The organism is Stagnimonas sp. FW305-C-60, assembly GCF_058782965.1.
Genome location: NZ_JBYSYF010000002.1, coordinates 101,653 through 118,582 on the forward strand (window position 1 = coordinate 101,653; position 16,930 = coordinate 118,582).

The 16,930-nt window shown below is 64.5% G+C and carries 14 protein-coding genes; 1 reads left to right on the forward strand and 13 read right to left on the reverse strand.

The window, feature by feature from the left end; all coding sequences use genetic code 11:
* The 4 genes from AC3WT6_RS07370 to AC3WT6_RS07385 form a co-directional block, all read right to left on the reverse strand.
* Positions 1–333, reverse strand: a complete 333-nt coding sequence (locus AC3WT6_RS07370) for a hypothetical protein (RefSeq protein ID WP_492652936.1) — start codon at positions 331–333, stop codon at positions 1–3.
* 84 nt (positions 334–417) lie between these two features.
* Complete coding sequence (locus AC3WT6_RS07375) at positions 418–879, reverse strand: DUF6573 family protein (RefSeq protein ID WP_492652937.1); 462 nt, start codon at positions 877–879, stop codon at positions 418–420.
* Positions 880–1,449: 570 nt separating this feature from the next.
* Positions 1,450–2,064, reverse strand: coding sequence for a DUF3275 family protein (locus AC3WT6_RS07380; protein ID WP_492652938.1), 615 nt, complete (start codon positions 2,062–2,064; stop codon positions 1,450–1,452).
* Positions 2,065–2,700: 636 nt separating this feature from the next.
* Positions 2,701–3,141, reverse strand: coding sequence for an STY4534 family ICE replication protein (locus tag AC3WT6_RS07385; RefSeq protein WP_492652939.1), 441 nt, complete (start codon positions 3,139–3,141; stop codon positions 2,701–2,703).
* A gap of 429 nt (positions 3,142–3,570) precedes the next feature.
* On the opposite strand from AC3WT6_RS07385, the gene AC3WT6_RS07390 reads away from it, so the two are divergent.
* The gene (locus AC3WT6_RS07390) at positions 3,571–5,271 is read left to right on the forward strand and encodes a phospholipase D-like domain-containing protein (RefSeq protein WP_492652940.1); all 1,701 of its coding nucleotides are present in this window, start codon (positions 3,571–3,573) and stop codon (positions 5,269–5,271) included.
* Between the two features lie 159 nt (positions 5,272–5,430).
* Here the strand turns inward: AC3WT6_RS07390 and AC3WT6_RS07395 are convergent, their stop codons facing one another.
* The 9 genes from AC3WT6_RS07395 to AC3WT6_RS07435 form a co-directional block, all read right to left on the reverse strand.
* Positions 5,431–6,663 carry an iron-containing alcohol dehydrogenase gene (locus AC3WT6_RS07395; protein ID WP_492652941.1) on the reverse strand — a complete coding sequence of 411 codons (1,233 nt, stop codon included), beginning with the start codon at positions 6,661–6,663 and terminating at the stop codon, positions 5,431–5,433.
* Positions 6,664–6,768: 105 nt separating this feature from the next.
* Entirely contained in the window at positions 6,769–9,843 is a 3,075-nt protein-coding gene (locus tag AC3WT6_RS07400; protein WP_492652942.1) for an efflux RND transporter permease subunit, read from the reverse strand.
* The gene (locus AC3WT6_RS07405) at positions 9,840–10,778 is read right to left on the reverse strand and encodes an efflux RND transporter periplasmic adaptor subunit (protein WP_492652943.1); all 939 of its coding nucleotides are present in this window, start codon (positions 10,776–10,778) and stop codon (positions 9,840–9,842) included. Before AC3WT6_RS07405 ends, AC3WT6_RS07400 begins: the two co-directional genes overlap by 4 nt.
* A 233-nt stretch (positions 10,779–11,011) precedes the next feature.
* Positions 11,012–11,923 (reverse strand): alpha/beta fold hydrolase, encoded by a 912-nt coding sequence (locus tag AC3WT6_RS07410; protein WP_492652944.1) that lies wholly within the window; start codon positions 11,921–11,923, stop codon positions 11,012–11,014.
* Between the two features lie 50 nt (positions 11,924–11,973).
* Complete coding sequence (locus AC3WT6_RS07415; RefSeq protein ID WP_492652945.1) at positions 11,974–12,936, reverse strand: PaaI family thioesterase; 963 nt, start codon at positions 12,934–12,936, stop codon at positions 11,974–11,976.
* An 8-nt stretch (positions 12,937–12,944) separates the two neighbouring features.
* Positions 12,945–13,616 carry a transglutaminase-like domain-containing protein gene (locus tag AC3WT6_RS07420; protein WP_492652946.1) on the reverse strand — a complete coding sequence of 224 codons (672 nt, stop codon included), beginning with the start codon at positions 13,614–13,616 and terminating at the stop codon, positions 12,945–12,947.
* 138 nt (positions 13,617–13,754) lie between these two features.
* Positions 13,755–15,002: a ferritin-like domain-containing protein gene (locus tag AC3WT6_RS07425; protein WP_492652947.1), complete on the reverse strand. Its 1,248-nt coding sequence runs from the start codon at positions 15,000–15,002 to the stop codon at positions 13,755–13,757.
* Positions 15,003–15,007: 5 nt separating this feature from the next.
* Positions 15,008–15,757: a MerR family transcriptional regulator gene (locus AC3WT6_RS07430; RefSeq protein ID WP_492653815.1), complete on the reverse strand. Its 750-nt coding sequence runs from the start codon at positions 15,755–15,757 to the stop codon at positions 15,008–15,010.
* Positions 15,757–16,869 (reverse strand): 2Fe-2S iron-sulfur cluster-binding protein, encoded by a 1,113-nt coding sequence (locus tag AC3WT6_RS07435; protein ID WP_492652948.1) that lies wholly within the window; start codon positions 16,867–16,869, stop codon positions 15,757–15,759. The genes AC3WT6_RS07430 and AC3WT6_RS07435 overlap by 1 nt, the downstream gene beginning before the upstream one ends.
* Between the last annotated feature and the right edge of the window lie 61 nt (positions 16,870–16,930).

The following is a 16,930-nucleotide window of genomic DNA, read 5'->3' on the forward strand; positions in this document are numbered from 1 at the left end:
TCAGTTGAGGTTGTAGGCTTCGATGCGCGCCGCGTCAGTGAGACGGCAACGCGCATGGCAGTCCGCGTGAACACCGAGATACACCGGCGTCCAGAACGGCTGCACCACCTGGCCCTCGATCAAGGCCGCGATCAGGCCGACGTGTTCACCCTGGGTTTTGACCAGAATTTCGTCGGCTTCGAGGCGCAGCTCGCTGGGGCTGGTGGCGACCGCGATGAACCTTCCATCCACCGCAGGCCGCGCCGAACAACAGGCGAGCGCGAGACAGAGGGACTGGTTCTCGTAGAACGACCACTCGGTGGTGCAGGTGCAAGTGTTGAAACGCAGCTTCATGGACATCTCCGGTGAGTGAAAGAAACCGGAGACAAGCCCCACACGCGGGGCTTGCCCCGGCGGGGTGGGTGCAGCGGGTGAACTTCAGTCTTCGTGCGGCAACAGGATGGTGATGACGTGCTCGGCGTTGTCGCCGGGGCCGCTGTGGAGCTTGAGCGTGGTCTTGCGCGGAACGGTGGCCCGTCCCCCGCGCGGCACGCGATACAGCTGGTAGAGCAAGGTCGGGAAGCGTTCCTGCGAACGCCCTGTCTCCGGTGCCTGCAGACGGCTGGCGATGGCGCAGTAGCCCATCCACAGCACATCCCACAGGCGGCCCGATTCGTTCTGCGTGACCTGGCGGCGGGAGTCTTCGTCGTTCCACTCCACGCAGTCCGCATAGGCGGCGCGCGTCATGGCGACGGGAATCCTGAAACCAGCTTCGGCAGCAGCGTTCGACACGTCCACCAGCACGCCATCGGCCAAGGCTTGCGCGCGGGTGTAGGCGTAGAGGGTGGGGCCGAACGGGTTGGCATCGTCAGGCCCTTGCGGGCCGTCGTTGTTGTGCATGTGCAACTCCTGGATGAAGCCGGAGCGCACGCACCCCGCAGGGGTTCGTAAGCCCCAGCGGGTTGGAAAAACCGGCGAATGCCGGAGGTAGAACGAACACCGAAGAACTCTTGCGAGTCCCCGCCGCTGCTTCCCGATGCGAAAGCGGCTTGCCACGAAACCCTCGTGGCCAGAGTGAAAACCCGAAGAGCTTTCCCAAGGTCTCGCGTCGAGTGCTTGGGAAAGCCCTCTGCCGGATGGCCCGGCAGAAGGCGCTGGTGAGTGATGCAGGCTTCCGATACGTGGAGCGGAAGACCGGCGAGAGAGAGCGCAGTGCAGACAACCCCTGGGAGCGAGACGCACGGATCGGCGGTGGTTATCCAGTGCGGCATTCAATCCCGGCTCTGATGCGGGGCGCAGAGCCAATGTGTTCAGGGCGCGGAGTTACCCGCACAAAGGGGCCTGGTCGGGTGCCGGTGCCAGGCGTCCGGTGTGTTGGAGAAGGCCACCGGCCTTCTTGCAGAACCCGCGTGAGCAGGCTCTCCAAGAAAGCCGGTGGCGGAGAGCCACCGGCAGTGCAGCGAAATACCGCTACTCCTTGACCCAGAGCTGGCCCAGGGGCTGGAACTTGTATCCCAGCTCCTTGAGCGCATCGCGTTGGGCGCGGAAGTTCTGCCGATCCACCGTGGGGTCGAGCTTCACCTTGTCGGCGAGCGGCCAGAGCGTGCCGAACAACTGGCGGAACGCCTGCTCGGTGCGGAACCGCTGTTCCTCTTCGATGGACATCACCGGAATCGGTGCGCCTTCGGGCGGGAACTGCGCTTCTGCGCCAGCGCCGTGGACGATGGTCTCCAGTTCCGGGATTTCGAGAGCAGCCTCAGCCGCGATGGGCTTGGGTGCTTCCTCAATTGGATCGGGTTCGACGGCGGGCAGCGTGTCCTCATCGGTCAACTGCTCGATGCCCTTGAGCGCGATGCTGCCCAGGCGGGCGCGAATCTCGACGACGGTGCGGCCATTGGTGAAGTAGGTGGAAGGAAAGATGCCGGTGATGCCGAACTCGCCGTCGTAGCGACCTTCCTCGTATTCCTCGATGAGGGGGTCTTTGACGGCGAACTCGCCAATCTCGGTGACAAGGCGGCCGACATTGAAGTCGCCGCGTGAGCCTTTGATGGCGCGAATGGCCAGGGTGCCGCTGAGTTTCAACATGGGATGACTCCGGTGGTGTGAAAACAAACACACGGCCAGCGCCAACCCTTGCGGGAGGGCACCCGCCGGGTGGGACGAACGCCTCTGACGAGGCGGTGAGATGAAGCGCGATGGATCGCACGTTCTGGCGAACGCGGCAGGTGCTGCCCGATCCGAACAACCTGCCTGGTGACGCCGCGATAACCCACGCGGTCAGGGTGAAAACGAGAGAGGCCGTCTTTCCGCAGCAGGCCCCTGTCTGCTCTGGAAAGACGCCGCCGGGGGCGGCGTCGCGGGATGAGGGATCAGGCCATCACCACGGCGAGGGCGATGGCCTGCGAGGCCAGGAAACACAGCAGCCAGTAGCGAGGGTCGAGGATGTTCATGCGGGTTCTCCGGTTGGGCGGGTTCGAGGCCACGGGGCCTTCACGCAGCACCGTTGGGACGACACTCCGTGAAGGCCCCGCAGCCCTACCGGCTGGAGACCCCACAACGCCCTACAGCACGCTTGCCAGCGCGATGGCCTGCGAGGTGAGTAGGTAGATCACGAACATCCGAACCGAGAACAGACGGGACATGGCGCATCTCCGGTGAAGCGGGAGACGCGCTGCCCCTGCGGGGAACGAGTCCCCGCATGGGTGGTGAAGGTCTGGATGCTTACGCGGCTTGCTGGACGGCAGCGGCTTCGCGCGGCGGCTGATAGACCGTCACGCCGTCCACCTTCGCAAACGTGAGGCGCAGCAGGTGGGCTTTGAGGGAAATCCCCGTCTGGCCTGCCTTCTCGCCCTTCTCGTAGGTGAAGGTCTCCGCGTAGAGATCGCCGATCTTGAAACCGACCAGCACCTTCTTCTTGGCTTCGATGTCGGCCTTGAGGCGATGGACGATGCTGATCGCCTCTTCGCCACTGACGCGGCAGTCGAAGCGGGTGTATTCCACTGCATCGCTGCTGCCGCGCAAGGCGGAAACATCCACGCAGAGGAAGGGTTCGCCTTTCTTCACCTTCACCTCGCGGACGCGGCTGAGATAGCCGACGCCGGTGGTGTGGAGATCGAAATAGCGGGAGCCGTCGTTGACGGGTGCAGCGAGGTGCTGGGACATGGAAAGACTCCGGTAAGAACAAAGAAAACCGGAGCGCGCAGAGCCCGTCAGGGACTTGCGATCCCCGGCGGGTGGAAGAACCTTGCGGTTCCTGGATGGTGTGACCGGCTGGACGCCGGGTTGAAGCAGGCGATGCTGAACTTCGTGTCGCCAGCACCCCGGAAGCCTTGCGGCGACCGTGCAGCCCATGCTGGTGCGAGGACTGCTGACCCCGGAACAGGCGGGGCGGCTGGCATGAAACCTCATGCAGGGGGAAACTACCCACAAGCTACGGACTACTCCCTTTCGGGCCAACCTGAAACTGCCGCAGGACGCGGCGCGGTTTTGTTGACGGATTTGCCACCTGCTCCGGCGAGGATGCGGCAAGGGCAAGTGCGGCAGACCGCAAGCCCAGCCCCGCAAGGGGTATGAACCAACGGGAGAGCACAGATGGCACCAGTCGTGGATTTCGAGCGCCTGTTCCAGCGCGACGGCCTCACCCTCAAGCTGTATCGCGGCGAGGGCATGGCCTTGCTGGCCTTCGATCTGGAGCCGGGTCTGGCGACCCGCGATTTCGTGGGCTTCGCCGTGGAGTTCAAGCCACCGCGTGCGCACGAGTGGTATCCGCTCACCAACCGCCTGCGTTTCGCGGGCGCGCCGGAGCATCCCAACCATCGCTACTCGACGCTGGACGCCCCGTTCCAGAAGTTCCGCTGGATACACGTCCCCTTGCGCATCGAGCGCGGCGACTACGGTTATCGCGTCACCGCGCGCTACATGCGGCCAGACAGCAGCCTAGCGTCCGGTGCCAGTGTCATGGGCGCGATCTCGCTCGATCCAGTCACCATCAGCGGCTTCGTCAACGTCGGCTTCACGCGCGCCTTCGCCTCCTCGCAGGCGTATGCCCAGCGTGAATGGCCGGACAAAGAAGGCATCCTGCCGCCGCCAGAGCTGAAGGGTGTGGCTGAGCTGTCGCATCCCGTCGCCAACTACCAGCCGCACTACGAATGGCTGGGCTTCGAGGCGCGGCGGCTGCTCTTCAACTTGCTCGAATCCTGCGTCGTGGACGAAGAGCTGACCGTCGAGGCGATGATCTACGAATGCCGCGAGCCCGCCGTGCTGGGATGGCTGGAGAAACTCGGCCCGCGACTCACCGCGCTGGTGGACGACCACGGCAAGCACGGCGAGGAAGACAGCCCGGAAAGTGAATCCGTGCGCCGTCTGCTCGACGCTGGTGCGAGCGTGCGGCGCACCCACTTCAGCCGCCAGCAGCACAACAAGGTGCTGATCGTGAAGCGCAACGGCCAGCCCGTCCGCGCGCTTGCCGGTTCCACCAACTTCTCACTGCGCGGCCTCTACATCCAGGCCAACAATGTGCTGGTGTTCGAGGACACAAGCATCGCGCGGCTGTTCTCCGAGGTGTTCCAGGTTTACTGGAACGACCCCAAGAAGTTCCGCAAACACCCGCTATCGCAGAGCTGGCATGTGGGCCGCGATGCGCCCGACTCGCGCTTTTCGTTCTGCTTCTCGCCGCATCAGGACGCCGCGCTCTCACTCGATCCTGTCGCCGAGGCCATCGAGAACGCGCAAAGCTCGGTGCTCTACGCGGTGGTGTTCCTGTCCCAGCTCACTGGCACGGTGAAGGACGCGCTCGAAGACCTCACCAACCGCTCGCTGTTCTCTTACGGTGTGGCCCAGCGCACCGGATCGCTCACGGTGCAAAAGCCCGACGGCTCGCGCGGCCTGCTGCCTTTCGCCTACATCGGCGCCAACGCGCCAGAACCATTTAAGCGGGAATGGTCGGGGGGCGAAGGCAACATGGTGCATCACAAGTTCGTCGTCACCGACTTCAACGGCGCGCATCCAAAAGTCTTTACCGGATCCTCAAACCTCGCCGCTGGCGGTGAGAAGGAAAACGGCGACCACATCGTGATGATCGAAGACCGCAAGGTGGCGATTGCCTACGCCATCGAGGCGCTACGGCTGTTCGATCACTTCCACTTCCGTGTGCGGCTGAAGGAAAGCGAGAGTCAGCCCCAGAAAATCAACCTGGCGCAGCCACCAAGCGAGCTGAAAGGCAAGACCTGGTTCGCGGCCTACTACCGCATGGGGCATGTCAAGGAGCGGGATCGGAAGCTGTTCACGCAGTAGTAGTAGGTTCGCTAATCCGCCGACCCCGTCGTGGCGAGGCTTCGCTCGCGAAAGACCAAAATCTTCTTTATGGATCACGATACGAACATCGTATTTCGTCGCACGCGCCAGCCACGATGCCCCAATGAATTCGCTGACAACCTGGTGGATTCTCTAAGGTCAAGTAGTTTCCAAAGCCTGGATTACTGCGATGACATCCTCTCGCCCCATATAGCGCGGCACCGCATAGGTGCCGTGCGCTTCGGCGAAAGCCCCCTTCACCATCGTCGGGACGTGTGCCGGATTGATGGCGGGGACGCGGGCATCGATGCCGACCTCCCGGAGCAGCAACTTCACGCGGTCGATCAGGAAGTCGGTGGCGAGCTGGTCACTCGCACTGTCGTCCACCAGCCCTGTTTTCCTCGCCAGTTCCGCCAGGCGGCGATGAGACACCTCCCGGTTGAACGCCAGCACATGCGGCAGCACGATGGCGTTGGATCGGCCATGCGGCAGTCCGTAGAACGCGCCGAGTTGATGGGCAATGGCATGCACATAGCCGAGCCCGGCCTGGTTCAGCGCGATACCCGCGTAGTGGGAGGCCATGCCGAGGGCCGTCCGTGCCTCGATGTCCTTGCCGTCGGCGCAGGCTCGCGGCAGGAAAGTGAAGATTAGTCGCACGGCTGCACCGGCATAGAAGTCGGTTTGTGCGTTGGCCCATTCGCTCATCCACGATTCCAGCGCATGGGTCAGCGCGTCGATGCCAGTCTCGGCAGTCACCTTGCGGGGCATGCCGCGCATCAGCACCGGGTCAATCGCGGTGGCCAGCGGCACCACGCGCGGGTCAATGACGATCCCCTTCTGATGGCTGTGGTCATCGGAAATGACTGCCCCGATGGTGACTTCCGAGCCCGTGCCGGCGGTGGTGGGGATCACGAACAGAGGCAGCGAGGGCCGCCGCGACTTGAACAGGCCGATCAGTTCTCGCGGCGAACGGTTGTTGGTGGCAGCAAGAGCTATCACCTTGGCGGCGTCGATGGACGAGCCACCACCCACCGCCAGCACCGCATCGCTTTGGGCGGCGCGCAGCACCGAAAGTCCCGAATCGACGACCGAAACCGTGGGATCGGGGGTGACCCCGGAGAATGTCTGTGCCTCGATCTTCAACTCCCTGAGCCGCGCCACGATCGGCTCAATGACCCCCAACTGATGCAGCACCGAATCGGTGACGATCAACACGCGGCGCAGGCCCAGTTGGGCGATGAAATCGCAGAGCTGGAGGGCTGACTCCGGCCCCAGCAGCACTGTGGGACGCGGAATCGCGATGAGCAGGGCCGCAACCCGGACGACCGCCAATTTTGCTCTGGCACCGGTTCGGGTGAAGAAGCCGAGCAATGCATGGATTAAGTGGCGCATGGAGAGTCCTCGTCAGTTTGGTTTGTCAGTGATTCCTGGCTGATCGCAGCGAGGAAATGGACAATGCTGTGGATACCCTCCCACAGGCGTTGTCGTCGAAGCTCCTCAAGCTCGTTGCACATCACTGTGCGCATCCTGCATGGGGAGCCGATACCACATCGCGTAGAGCGCGGGCACAAAAAGCAGCGTGATCGCTGTGCCGACAATGACGCCGCCGATCAGCACCACCGCCAGCGGTCCCCAGAAGCTGTTGAAGGCCAGGGGAATGAATGCGAATGCGGCAGCGGCGGCGGTCAGAACCACTGGCCGTGCGCGTCGAACAGCGGCCTCGACGACCGCCGCGTAAGTGCTCATCCCGTCGGCGAGGTTGTCGGACACCTGCTGAGTGAGAATCAGCGTATTGCGCATCAGAATGCCCGCCAGGCCGATGATCCCCAGCGTGGCCACGAAGCCGAAGGGCATGCCCGAAAGCAGCAGTGCCGCGACTGCGCCCATCAGACCGAGCGGTGCAGTGGCCAGCACCATGAAGGTGCCTGAGAAACTGCGCATCTGCAGCATGATGAAACTCATCATCAGCACGATGACCAGGGGTTGCAGCTTCTGAATGGCAGCGTTGGCAGTCTTCGAGCGTTCGACCGAGCCGCCGATCTCGATGCTGTATCCGTCCGGCAAATCCAACCGCAGCGGCTCCAGTGATCGCCATACGTCTGCGGTCACATCGTTGACCTGCGCGCCCTCGATATCGGCATGCACAGGGATGTAGAGATGTCGGTTGTAGCGCCGCAGCACTGGGTCCTCGAAGTCCACCACGAAGTCACCGAGCTGCGCCATGGGAATCTTTCGCCCATCGCGCGTCTTCAGTTCCAGCGATCCGCCGTCGCGACGGTAGGCCTCCGAGCCGCGCACACGTAGCTCGACGCTGCGAACGTCTTCGCGAATGATCGTCGCGGTGCTGCCGTGCAACTCGCCCTGCATTTGCTCCGCCACGTCGCGCGGTGTCAGACCGATCAGGCGCAGGCGTTCGGCATCAGCACGCAGGCGGATGATGGGCACCCGTTCGTCCCACTCCAGATGGGTCATGCGCGTGTTGGGATGTGCTGCCATTGCAGCCCGCACCTTCTCTGCGATGCGGCGCAGTTCGACAGGATCATCGCCAAGCACACGCATGGTCACCGGCCAGTCAACCGGTGGCCCGTAACGCAGCCGGGAAACGCGCACCATCACGCCAGGAAACGCTCCGTCGTCGATCTGCGCTTGTAGCCGGCTGATGATGGTCTCGCGCGCGGCAACGCCTTCACTAATCACCAGCACACGGGCGAAGGCCGCATTGGGCAACTGCGGGGACGCCGAGATGAAAAAGCGCGGCGCTCCGGCACCGACGTAAGTGGAGTGGCTGCGGACGCCGGGCATCTTGACGAGCTGTGCCTCGACCTCGCGCGCCACGGCATCGGTGGCGGCAATGGAACTACCTTGCGGCAGGTAGATGTCGATCAACACCTCTGGCCGGTCCGAGGGTGGAAAAAACTGTTTCTCCACCAGCAGGATCATGCCCAACACCGACACTACCAGTAGGCCCACAGTGCCGACGACGACGGCGCGGCGACGGCGGACGCACCATTCGATGACGCCACGCAGACGGCGATATCCGGAGGTTTGATACAAGCCGGCCGCACCATGCTGCGCGACAGCTGCTGCCGGTGGCGGCAGAAGGCGCGCGCCGAGATAGGGCGTGAAGGTGACGGCCACGATCCAGGACAGCAGCAGGGCAAAAGCCAGAACCCAGAAAATGCCTCCGGCATACTCGCCCGTGCTCGACGCCGCAAAGCCGATGGGCACGAAGCCGGCGATGGTGACCAGCGTCCCAAACAGCATTGGCGCCGCCGTGCTCGTCCAGGCAAAGGCCGCTGCATGCAGGCGGTCAAGGCCTTCCTCCATCTTCACCAGCATCATCTCAGTGGAGATGATGGCGTCATCCACCAGCAGGCCGAGCGCCAGGATCAGCGCACCCAGCGTCACGAGGTTGAGATCGTGTCCGGCGAGGTGCATCAGGGAGAACGTCAAGCCCAAGGTCGCCGGCACCGCAATACCCACGACCACGGCAGCGCGCAGGCCGATTGCCAGCGCGCTGACCAGCAGCACCACGCCGACGGCGATGAAGAACTTCAGCTGGAAGAGGCTGACCGATTGGTCGATGGACTCGGCCTGGTTGGTGAGCCGGGTGAGGGTGATGCCCAGTGGTAGTCGGGCGTGTTCCGCGTCCAGAAACTTGTCCATCGACTTGCCGAGCGTCAGACCATTGAAGCCGGATTTCATGACCGCCCCGATCAGCACCGCGTCTTCACCGCCCGCGCGAACGAGGTAACCCGGCGGGTCTTCGTAGCCGCGATGGATGGTGGCAATCTCGTCCAGGCGCAGGATGCGCTCGCCGATGCGGATCGGAAGCGCCAGCAGATGCTTGATGTCCGAAAGATCGGCATCCACGCGAAAATAGGTTCGCGGTCCGCCGGACTCGATCAGGCCAGCCGGCAACAGGTGGTTATGGTCTTCGAGCGCCGCGAAAATCTGCTGCGGCGGAATGCCCAGATTGAGCAAGCGGTCGTTGTCGATATCCACGTAGTAGCGTTCGGGGCGTTCCCCCAGCAGCAGGGCCTTGTGGACTCCGGGAACGGCCTGCAGCCGGTCGCGGATGGCTTCAGCCTGACGCAGCACCAGCCGCTGCGGCAGGCCGGGTGCGGTCAGCGACAACAGGCAGAAATAGACATCGCTGAAGTCCTCATTGACGATGGGCCCGATGGCGCCCGGCGGTAGCGTTCGAGCCTCCTCGTCCATCCGGCGCCGCACCTCGTAACGCAGCTGCCGGGCACGGTCGCTGTTGATGTAGTCCTGAAACTCGACCATGAGGTCCACACGACCGGGTCGGATGGTGGTGTCCACGTGATGGACTTCGTCAACCTCCTGGATGCGCTTTTCCAGGCGTTGCGCGACCTGATCGCGCAGCGTTTCGGTATCCGCCCCAGGCCAGAGGGCCGATACGACCATCACCTTGAGCGTGAAGCTGGGGTCCTCGGCGCGCCCCATGCTGAAGAAGGTGTAGGCCCCGATGGCGAGAGACAGCAGCAGGAAGAAAAGTGTGACCGCGCCCTCGCGCACCGAAAGCGCGGATAGGTTGGGCAGGCTCATTGCCGCCGCTCGCGCACCGCCATGCCGGGTCGCAGCAGATTCCCACCGACGGCCACGATGCGTGCTTCCGGTGGTAGTGAGGTCTGCACACGCGCGGTGTCTCCTTCGAGCGCAAGCACCTGTATGGGAACGGGCTCCACACCGGCATTGGTCAGACGCCAGATGCGAGGACCTTCGCCGCGCTCGTCGAGGGCGGAGAGGGGCACGCGATAGACCTCTGCCGTGGCTCCTGGGTCCACCTTCTGTGCCTGCTGCGGTTGCGTAACGTCGAAGCGTGCACGCACTAAGGTGCCCAGCGGAAATTGCGCGGCGTCCTGCGGAAGCTGATAGCGCGCGCGCCAGGTGCGGCTGATGGCATCGGCGGCACCTGCCGCCTCGCGCAGGGTCAGCTTGAGGGTCGAGTGGTCGTCCAGTTGCAGCAGGCCGGTCGCGGGCGGGCGCAGCCGTTCGGGCAGAAAGACTTCGACCTCGCGCAGGGCACCACTGGCCAGGCGACCAACGGGTTCTCCGGCGGCGACCACCTGGCCTGGCTCGCCGCTGACCTCGATCAGCACCCCGTCTTGCCGGGCGGAGATGCGCGAGTAGCCGAGCGCATTGCGCGCCTGCTGAAGACGAGCGGTCGCGGCCTGCTCCTGGGCGCGCGCCTGCTCGTCCGCCATCTGCTCGCGTTGAAGGGCCTGACGACTGATCGTGCCTTGCGCCGACAGGGTTTCTGCGCGGGCCAGGTCAGCACCGCGCAGACTTCTTGCGGCCTGCGCGGCGGCAAGATCCGCTTCGGCAGCGCGCACCGACTGCTCGAAGTCCTTCGGATCCAACCGGAAAAGCGGCTGGCCAGCCACGACCTGGTCCCCGGTTTCGGCGAGACGCGTCGCGATGCGCCCACCGACCTCAAAGGACAGGAGCGTCTCGAAACGGGCACGCACTGTGCCGGACACGACCACTGCTGTTCCCGATACGGGCTCCAGCGCCACGCTCAACACCCATGGCGCAGGCTCGGCGACGGGTTCATCACTGCGCTTACAGCCTGAGAAGGTTCCGCAGACAAGTGCAAGCCACACCGCAAATACGCAGTGCGCAGCCCTCGCCCACAAGCTGCGAGCCGATGAGGCCTGCGGAGATGACCAAGGCGGCGACAGCTTGAGGCGCGACGAATGAACGGCGTGCTTTCTCATTGCGGACGACCTGCGATCGGGGTGACCGTCCCAACCGGTTGCAACAACATGCGTCTGAGGGCCTCCGCCACCACCTGCGGATACTCCATCGGCAGAAAGTGCGTCGTGTTGGTCACGGTGATGACTTCGGCTGCGGGCAACAGAGCCTTCAGGCGCAGCCGCGCTGCCGGTGCAAAGGTCGAGGCGTCAGATGCCCCCAGCGCAATAATCGGGCATCGCAATTTGCGGATGCCCGGCCAGGCGTTGTGCTCGGTATGCGTAAAGGTCGCGCTCTCCCAGGCCGGTGCGCAGGCCAGGCGAACACCCATCTCGTCATCGACGAAGCCGTGTTCGACATAGGCGTCCAGCCACAGTGCCGGCCAACTGCGGAAGCCGCCTCTGCCGCGGTATTTCTCGACGGCCTCGGCACGCGAAGCGAAATGCGGGCGGCGGCGTGCCGCCCCCGCAGCCAGACCGAAGCGGTGCGATTGCCGCAGCAGCTTGGCGGCGCGCAGCTGCAAAGCCTGCACGCGGTCGAGGATCACCGGCTCGGCCAGCACCAGGCCTCGCACGCGCGCTGGCAGGCGGGCAGCCGCCATGATGCTGGTGGTGGCGCCGATCGAATGGCCGGCCAGCCAGATCGGCCCTTCCTGACTCTCGACCAGGGCGCAGAGATCATCGTAGTAAGTCCGCCAGCCGCGGAAGCGATCCAGCGTGCCCGCCGCCGCGCTGGCACCGTGGCCGCGCATGTCCCAGGCCAGCACGTTGAAGTCTTCGGCCAGCGTATCGAGCAAAGGGCGATAGGTGCGACCGTGGAAGCCGGTGGCGTGCGCCCAGTGCAGCGTGGGCCGACCGCGCCGATGCGGCCAGCGCCAGACGGTGATCTCCTGGCCATCCAGCGCAATGATCGGAGCGGGTTCAACCCCCATGCGAACAGCTGGTGGAGCGCTATCCCCAGTCACTGCGTTGGCACTCGCGATCATGCGGAGGTCTCCGCCGCAGAGGGGGGCACACTGGCGACGGAGGTATCGAGAAGAATCTGTACGCGGCCGGTCGCCACCGGCACGCGATCCTCGGACTGCCAGCAAACAACCTTGGCCAGCACGGTGCGCCGGGTGCGGCGAACGATCTCCGCCGTGGCGTAGGTGTCTACCGTCCGCGCCGGACGCAGGTAGTCGATGTCGCAGTTGAGGATGCGCAGCGCGCGGCTTTCGCTCTGGCCAGTTCCGACGGCCACGCGCGCGGCCTCCTCGATCAGCCCAGCCAGCACGCCGCCATGCAGGGCGGGAATCTGCACGTTGCCGATCAGTGCCTCTCGAAAGGGCAGATACCAGCAAAGGCTTTCACTGCCGGCGAGCACACCGATGCCGAGATGCCGGGCATAGGAATGAGCTGGCTCGCTCGGTTGCCGGACTGGGGAGCGTGCAGGCGGCAAGACGACCGGTCTAGGCTCGGGTGGCGGTTCGGCGTCGAAACGCCGGCCTCGGGTGCCGCGCATGAAGGTGGCATCCCCCGTGGCCACTGGCTCCGCGCGGCCTTCGGCGTGCACCAGGCAGCGCACGAAGGCCACATCGTCGGTGACGGCCTCGCATCTCGCCTCGACGACCAGGGCGTGATCGCCAGGCGCAGGGCGCAGGTAGTTCATCCGCAGGTCCAGCGTGGCAATGGGTGTCAATGTCCGTGTGGCAGCGAATACCGCGAGGCCAGCTGCGGAGTCGGCAAGCGAATAAAGCACGCTGCTGCAAATCGAGACTCTGGTGTCGTCCAGCAGATGGGCTTGCGGCACCAGCCGCATGCGGGCTTGCGGCCCTTCGGTGGGTAGGATCGCCATGCCGAGGTCGCGGCTGTGCGGGACGCGCTCACAGAAGAAGCGGGCGAGCGCAACTGGATCGCCCAGAGCGTTCAAGCGGGCATCAGTCGCCGCCATGCGGTCGTCAGCCATCTCAGGCCTCATCGGGCGGATGTGACTTCGCTGCGCACATCGTCGTCGAAGCTCGATTCTTCGAGACGGCTCATCTGGCTGTAGTGCTGGCGGAAGGTCGTCACCATGCTGGCGAGCGGAACGTCATCGAACTCGCCGCGCATCGACAGGTATTCCATGTGCCGGTTTCCGGCACGGTCAAAGGGGTGGTAGATCGAGTCCGCGCGGCCATCGAACTCCAGCGGCAGCAGGCCGAAGCGTTCGCACAGTTCGATATTGAAGGCCGGCGTTGTCTTCACCCATTGGCCGTCGAGCCGGATCGATGTGTAGCCATGCCAATAGAAGACATCGGTCTTCATGGTCTCCCGCAGGCGCGCCGTGGAGAGGTGGTTGCGCACGTCGGCGAAACCGACGCGGGCCGGGATGCCCAAGGCACGGCAGGCGGCTGCCAGCAGCACAGCCTTGGTCACGCACCAGCCGTGTCCGGTCTCCAGCACGCGACTGGCGCTCATGCCGTAGGGGGTCAGATCGAGTTGATAGGGGTCGTAGCGGAAGCCATCCCGCACGGCGTAATACAGCGCCACGGCGCGTTCGCGGGTGGGCTGGCCGGCCTTGCCGTTTTCCTGCGCGAAACGCACCACCGCAGCATGGTTGGAATTGATGATGGCAGTGGGACAGAGCGCCCCCGGGATGGTCTGCATCGTGGCAGCGCCCTCGAAATCGTTGGGGCGGTCAGACCCTGGTTCTTGTTGAAATAGAAGAGCAGAACTGCTGTGCTGACCCTGCACAACAGGCCCCTGGGCTGACGGCAACGCTGTCAGCCCAGAAGCGTGACGGGCTTACGCCGCTTTGCGGAGCGTCTCGATGGCCTGCTGGGCGAGCGTGTCGTTGTCGCGCAGCAGGTCCTGCTCGGAGAGCTGGCTGGCGTTCTTGCCACCGGCATAGGCCATGAGACCTGCCTTCTCGTAGTAGCTCTCCATGCGGGGCGAGAGCAGACCGATGTATTGCAGGTTCGGCACGAGGCGCTGGAACATGATGCTGCGGAACTTGGTCATGGCCGGTGACTCCGCCATCAGGCGGTTCCAGGTTGCACGCGGGACGCGGTGCGCGAACCATTCATCATGGATTTCGTGGGCGAAGAAGCGGTTGCGCATCAGCATCGCCACCTCGAAAGCCCAGTCCTCGCGCTCGCGGCGCTCCGAGGCCGAGAGGTTCTTGGTGAAGTGTTCGCGCAGGGCCAGCACGCCGTAGTGGACGTGGCGGGCCTCGTCCTGGATCACGTAGCGGAGCAGGTTCTTCAGCAGCGGCTCGCCGGTCTGGTTATACATCGTGGAGAAGGCACCCAGCGCCAGCCCTTCGACCATGATCTGCATCCCGAGGAACTTCACGTCCCAGCGCGAATCGGTGAGCAGGTCGTCAATGATGACGAAGAGGTTGTCATTGACCTTGTAGACGCGCTCGATCTTCGTTTCCAGGTAGCGCAAGAACACTTCGAGGTGGCGCGCCTCGTCCATCACCTGGGTGGCGCCATAGAGCTTGCCGTCGACCCAGCTGACGGCCTCCGTGCATTGCGCGGAGGCGTAGAGCGCGCCCTGCTCGCCGTGCATGAACTGCGAAAGCATCCATGCCGCGAAGTGGTAGTTGAGCTTCTGCTTTTCGGTGGCGTCGAGCTTCACACCAGCAGCTTCCAGCCCCTCGAACGGAGCAAACGGCGTGTGGCCGAGGATAGGCGTTTCCGGATTCATCGGATCGACCTGGGTGCTCCAGTCGAGCTGCCATTCGCCGTCCCACTGGTTGGCGACCGCCCGGCGATAGAGGTCATACATCTCCGGGAAGTCGGTGCCGTAGTTCAGGTCGAAATGCACGGCGTGGCCGGACTTCATCGGCACGTGATCGTCGCCCTTGCCCTTGCGCTGCCAGAGGCCGCGGTAGGCCGACGGCAACATGCTCGCCCCGACCTTGGGGTCGCGGATTTCAGCGACGAGGGAGATGTTCTCCATCGTCTGCGTGACCTTGTTCTGCATCTTGAGCGGCAGGCCATTCAACATGCGGCCAAGTGTCGGGGTTGCAGCGGTAGCGATGCTCATGTGTCTCACTCCTCATGGGGTGGGGTCGTGCGCGCGGCGGAGGCCCCATACACCTCCAGCAGCGCCGAAATCATGCGTTCATGGCGGATCACCAGCAGCCGGTGAATGGCCGGGATGACGGTGTGCAGCAGCGAATCGATCTCGGCAGGGCGCAGCTGCTGCACGCGGTCCTTGAACAAGGCGACTTCGCGCTCGAACAGCAGCTTGGCGGCCTGGTCGATGTAGCCGATGTCGCGCGGGCTGAAGCCCTTCTCGGCGTTGATGCCGGCGTCGCGCACCACCGACCAGAGCCGTAGGCACTCGGCCTCGTCGGCATCCAGCACCTCGTCATTGCCAGAGGTGAGCAACTTGATGTCACGCAACTCTTGCAGCTCGTCGGGAGCAAGTCCCAGCTCACCGGCGAGATCGCCTGCGGTCCTGCTGTCGCCGCCGGGCTTCTGCTGGCGAAGGTCGTTGAGTCTTAGGCGCCGCAGGGCCTGCAGGGTGGCGAACTGGTCAGCGCTGAACTGGAGTTCCGGCTGGTCGGCGAGCAGGCTCTTGATCGCCTTCAGTGGCAGCAGATGCTCCTCCCGCAACGAACGGATGAGCCGCAGCCGGTGCAGATGCTCGTCGCCATAGAGCGCGGCGTTGTGCGCGGTCTTGCGCGGCGGCGGCAGCAGGCCCTCGCGCAGGTAGAAGTGGATGGTCTCGCGGGTCACGCCCGAGCGCCGAACCACCTCGGCCATGCGGTAAGTGGACTCCGCCGCGGCACCCATCACGCGGTCTCCTCTACGGTCACTGTCGCCTGGCGATGCGGGTAGGCGCAGCAGGCCAGTGCGTAGCCGGCCTGCCGTTCGGGTTCGGTCAGGCAATTCGGCGCATCGGTGGCGACCTCGCCATCGAGCACCTTCACCTTGCAGTGGCCGCAGCCCCCCATCGTGCAACTGAAAGGCAGTGCGACACCGGCCCGCAGACCGGCTTCCAGCAGGGTTTCGCCGGGCCGCACGGTCACCTCTTTCTCCGATCCACCCACGCGGAACAGCACGGGATGCGGGTCTTTCGGATGCGGGCGGGACTCGCGCGCCAGCGTGGTGAACAGCTCGCTGGCAATGGCTGGTGGCGGAACGCCGAGTGCGACGAGCTGGCGGCGCAGTGACTCGTTGAAGTCATCAGGGCCGCAGAGAAAGTAGTGCGCGGCGGCACCCGGCGCGGCGTCCCGCAGCGCGTCGCCGCCAATGCGCCCGCAACGGCCATTCCAGCCCTTCTCTGGTTTGCTGAGGACGTAGCGGATGTCGAGGTTCTTGTTCCGGCGGGCCAGAGCATCCAGGCGTTCGCGGAACAGGATGTCCTGCTCACGGCGGTTGCCATAGAACAGCGTGATCGGGGTGATGCGGTGTTCCTGCCCCAGCAGCTGGTCCAGCATGGCCATGATTGGCGTGATGCCCGAACCAGCCGCAGCGAACACGTAGTGATCCGGCACCCGCGCGGGGACGACGAAGTCGCCACTGGGGCCAGCGAACTGAAGCCAGTCGCCCTCGCGTAGCCGCGTATTGAGATACGCCGACATCACGCCGCCCTCGACGCGCTTGCTGGTGATGGTGAGCGTGCCGTCTTTCGGGAGCTCGCTGAGGGAATAGGCCCGCTTGACCGGCTTGCCGTCGATCTGCGCGATGAGGGTCAAGAACTGGCCGGCCCGCACGCTCTCGGGGATGCCGTTGTCCGGGACTAGCACGACCGACACCGCATCCTTGGATTCGTTGACGAGGCGGCGCACCTGCGCCCGATGGTGGAGCTGGTCAGGACGGACGAAGCGTGCCCAGCGCTTGGCGCCCTGACGAGGGCCAGAGGAAATCAATACTGGGTGCTGAGTTTCTGCGCGGGAGGGCATGAGCAATGACTAGGTTAAATGCATAGTAAGTAGTAATACTATACACTACGCAAATTGTGCG

What these genes read in the sequence shown, in the direction of transcription:
- AC3WT6_RS07400 (WP_492652942.1), bottom strand. Translation starts at nt 9,843, where the DNA reads ATGAGCCTGCCCAACCTATCCGCGCTTTCGGTGCGCGAGGGCGCGGTC.
- AC3WT6_RS07390 (WP_492652940.1), top strand. Translation starts at nt 3,571, where the DNA reads ATGGCACCAGTCGTGGATTTCGAGCGCCTGTTCCAGCGCGACGGCCTC.
- AC3WT6_RS07415 (WP_492652945.1), bottom strand. Translation starts at nt 12,936, where the DNA reads ATGGCTGACGACCGCATGGCGGCGACTGATGCCCGCTTGAACGCTCTG.
- AC3WT6_RS07410 (WP_492652944.1), bottom strand. Translation starts at nt 11,923, where the DNA reads ATGGGGGTTGAACCCGCTCCGATCATTGCGCTGGATGGCCAGGAGATC.
- AC3WT6_RS07385 (WP_492652939.1), bottom strand. Translation starts at nt 3,141, where the DNA reads ATGTCCCAGCACCTCGCTGCACCCGTCAACGACGGCTCCCGCTATTTC.
- AC3WT6_RS07420 (WP_492652946.1), bottom strand. Translation starts at nt 13,616, where the DNA reads ATGCAGACCATCCCGGGGGCGCTCTGTCCCACTGCCATCATCAATTCC.
- AC3WT6_RS07370 (WP_492652936.1), bottom strand. Translation starts at nt 333, where the DNA reads ATGAAGCTGCGTTTCAACACTTGCACCTGCACCACCGAGTGGTCGTTC.
- AC3WT6_RS07430 (WP_492653815.1), bottom strand. Translation starts at nt 15,757, where the DNA reads ATGGGTGCCGCGGCGGAGTCCACTTACCGCATGGCCGAGGTGGTTCGG.
- AC3WT6_RS07435 (WP_492652948.1), bottom strand. Translation starts at nt 16,869, where the DNA reads ATGCCCTCCCGCGCAGAAACTCAGCACCCAGTATTGATTTCCTCTGGC.
- AC3WT6_RS07425 (WP_492652947.1), bottom strand. Translation starts at nt 15,002, where the DNA reads ATGAGCATCGCTACCGCTGCAACCCCGACACTTGGCCGCATGTTGAAT.
- AC3WT6_RS07395 (WP_492652941.1), bottom strand. Translation starts at nt 6,663, where the DNA reads ATGCGCCACTTAATCCATGCATTGCTCGGCTTCTTCACCCGAACCGGT.
- AC3WT6_RS07375 (WP_492652937.1), bottom strand. Translation starts at nt 879, where the DNA reads ATGCACAACAACGACGGCCCGCAAGGGCCTGACGATGCCAACCCGTTC.
- AC3WT6_RS07380 (WP_492652938.1), bottom strand. Translation starts at nt 2,064, where the DNA reads ATGTTGAAACTCAGCGGCACCCTGGCCATTCGCGCCATCAAAGGCTCA.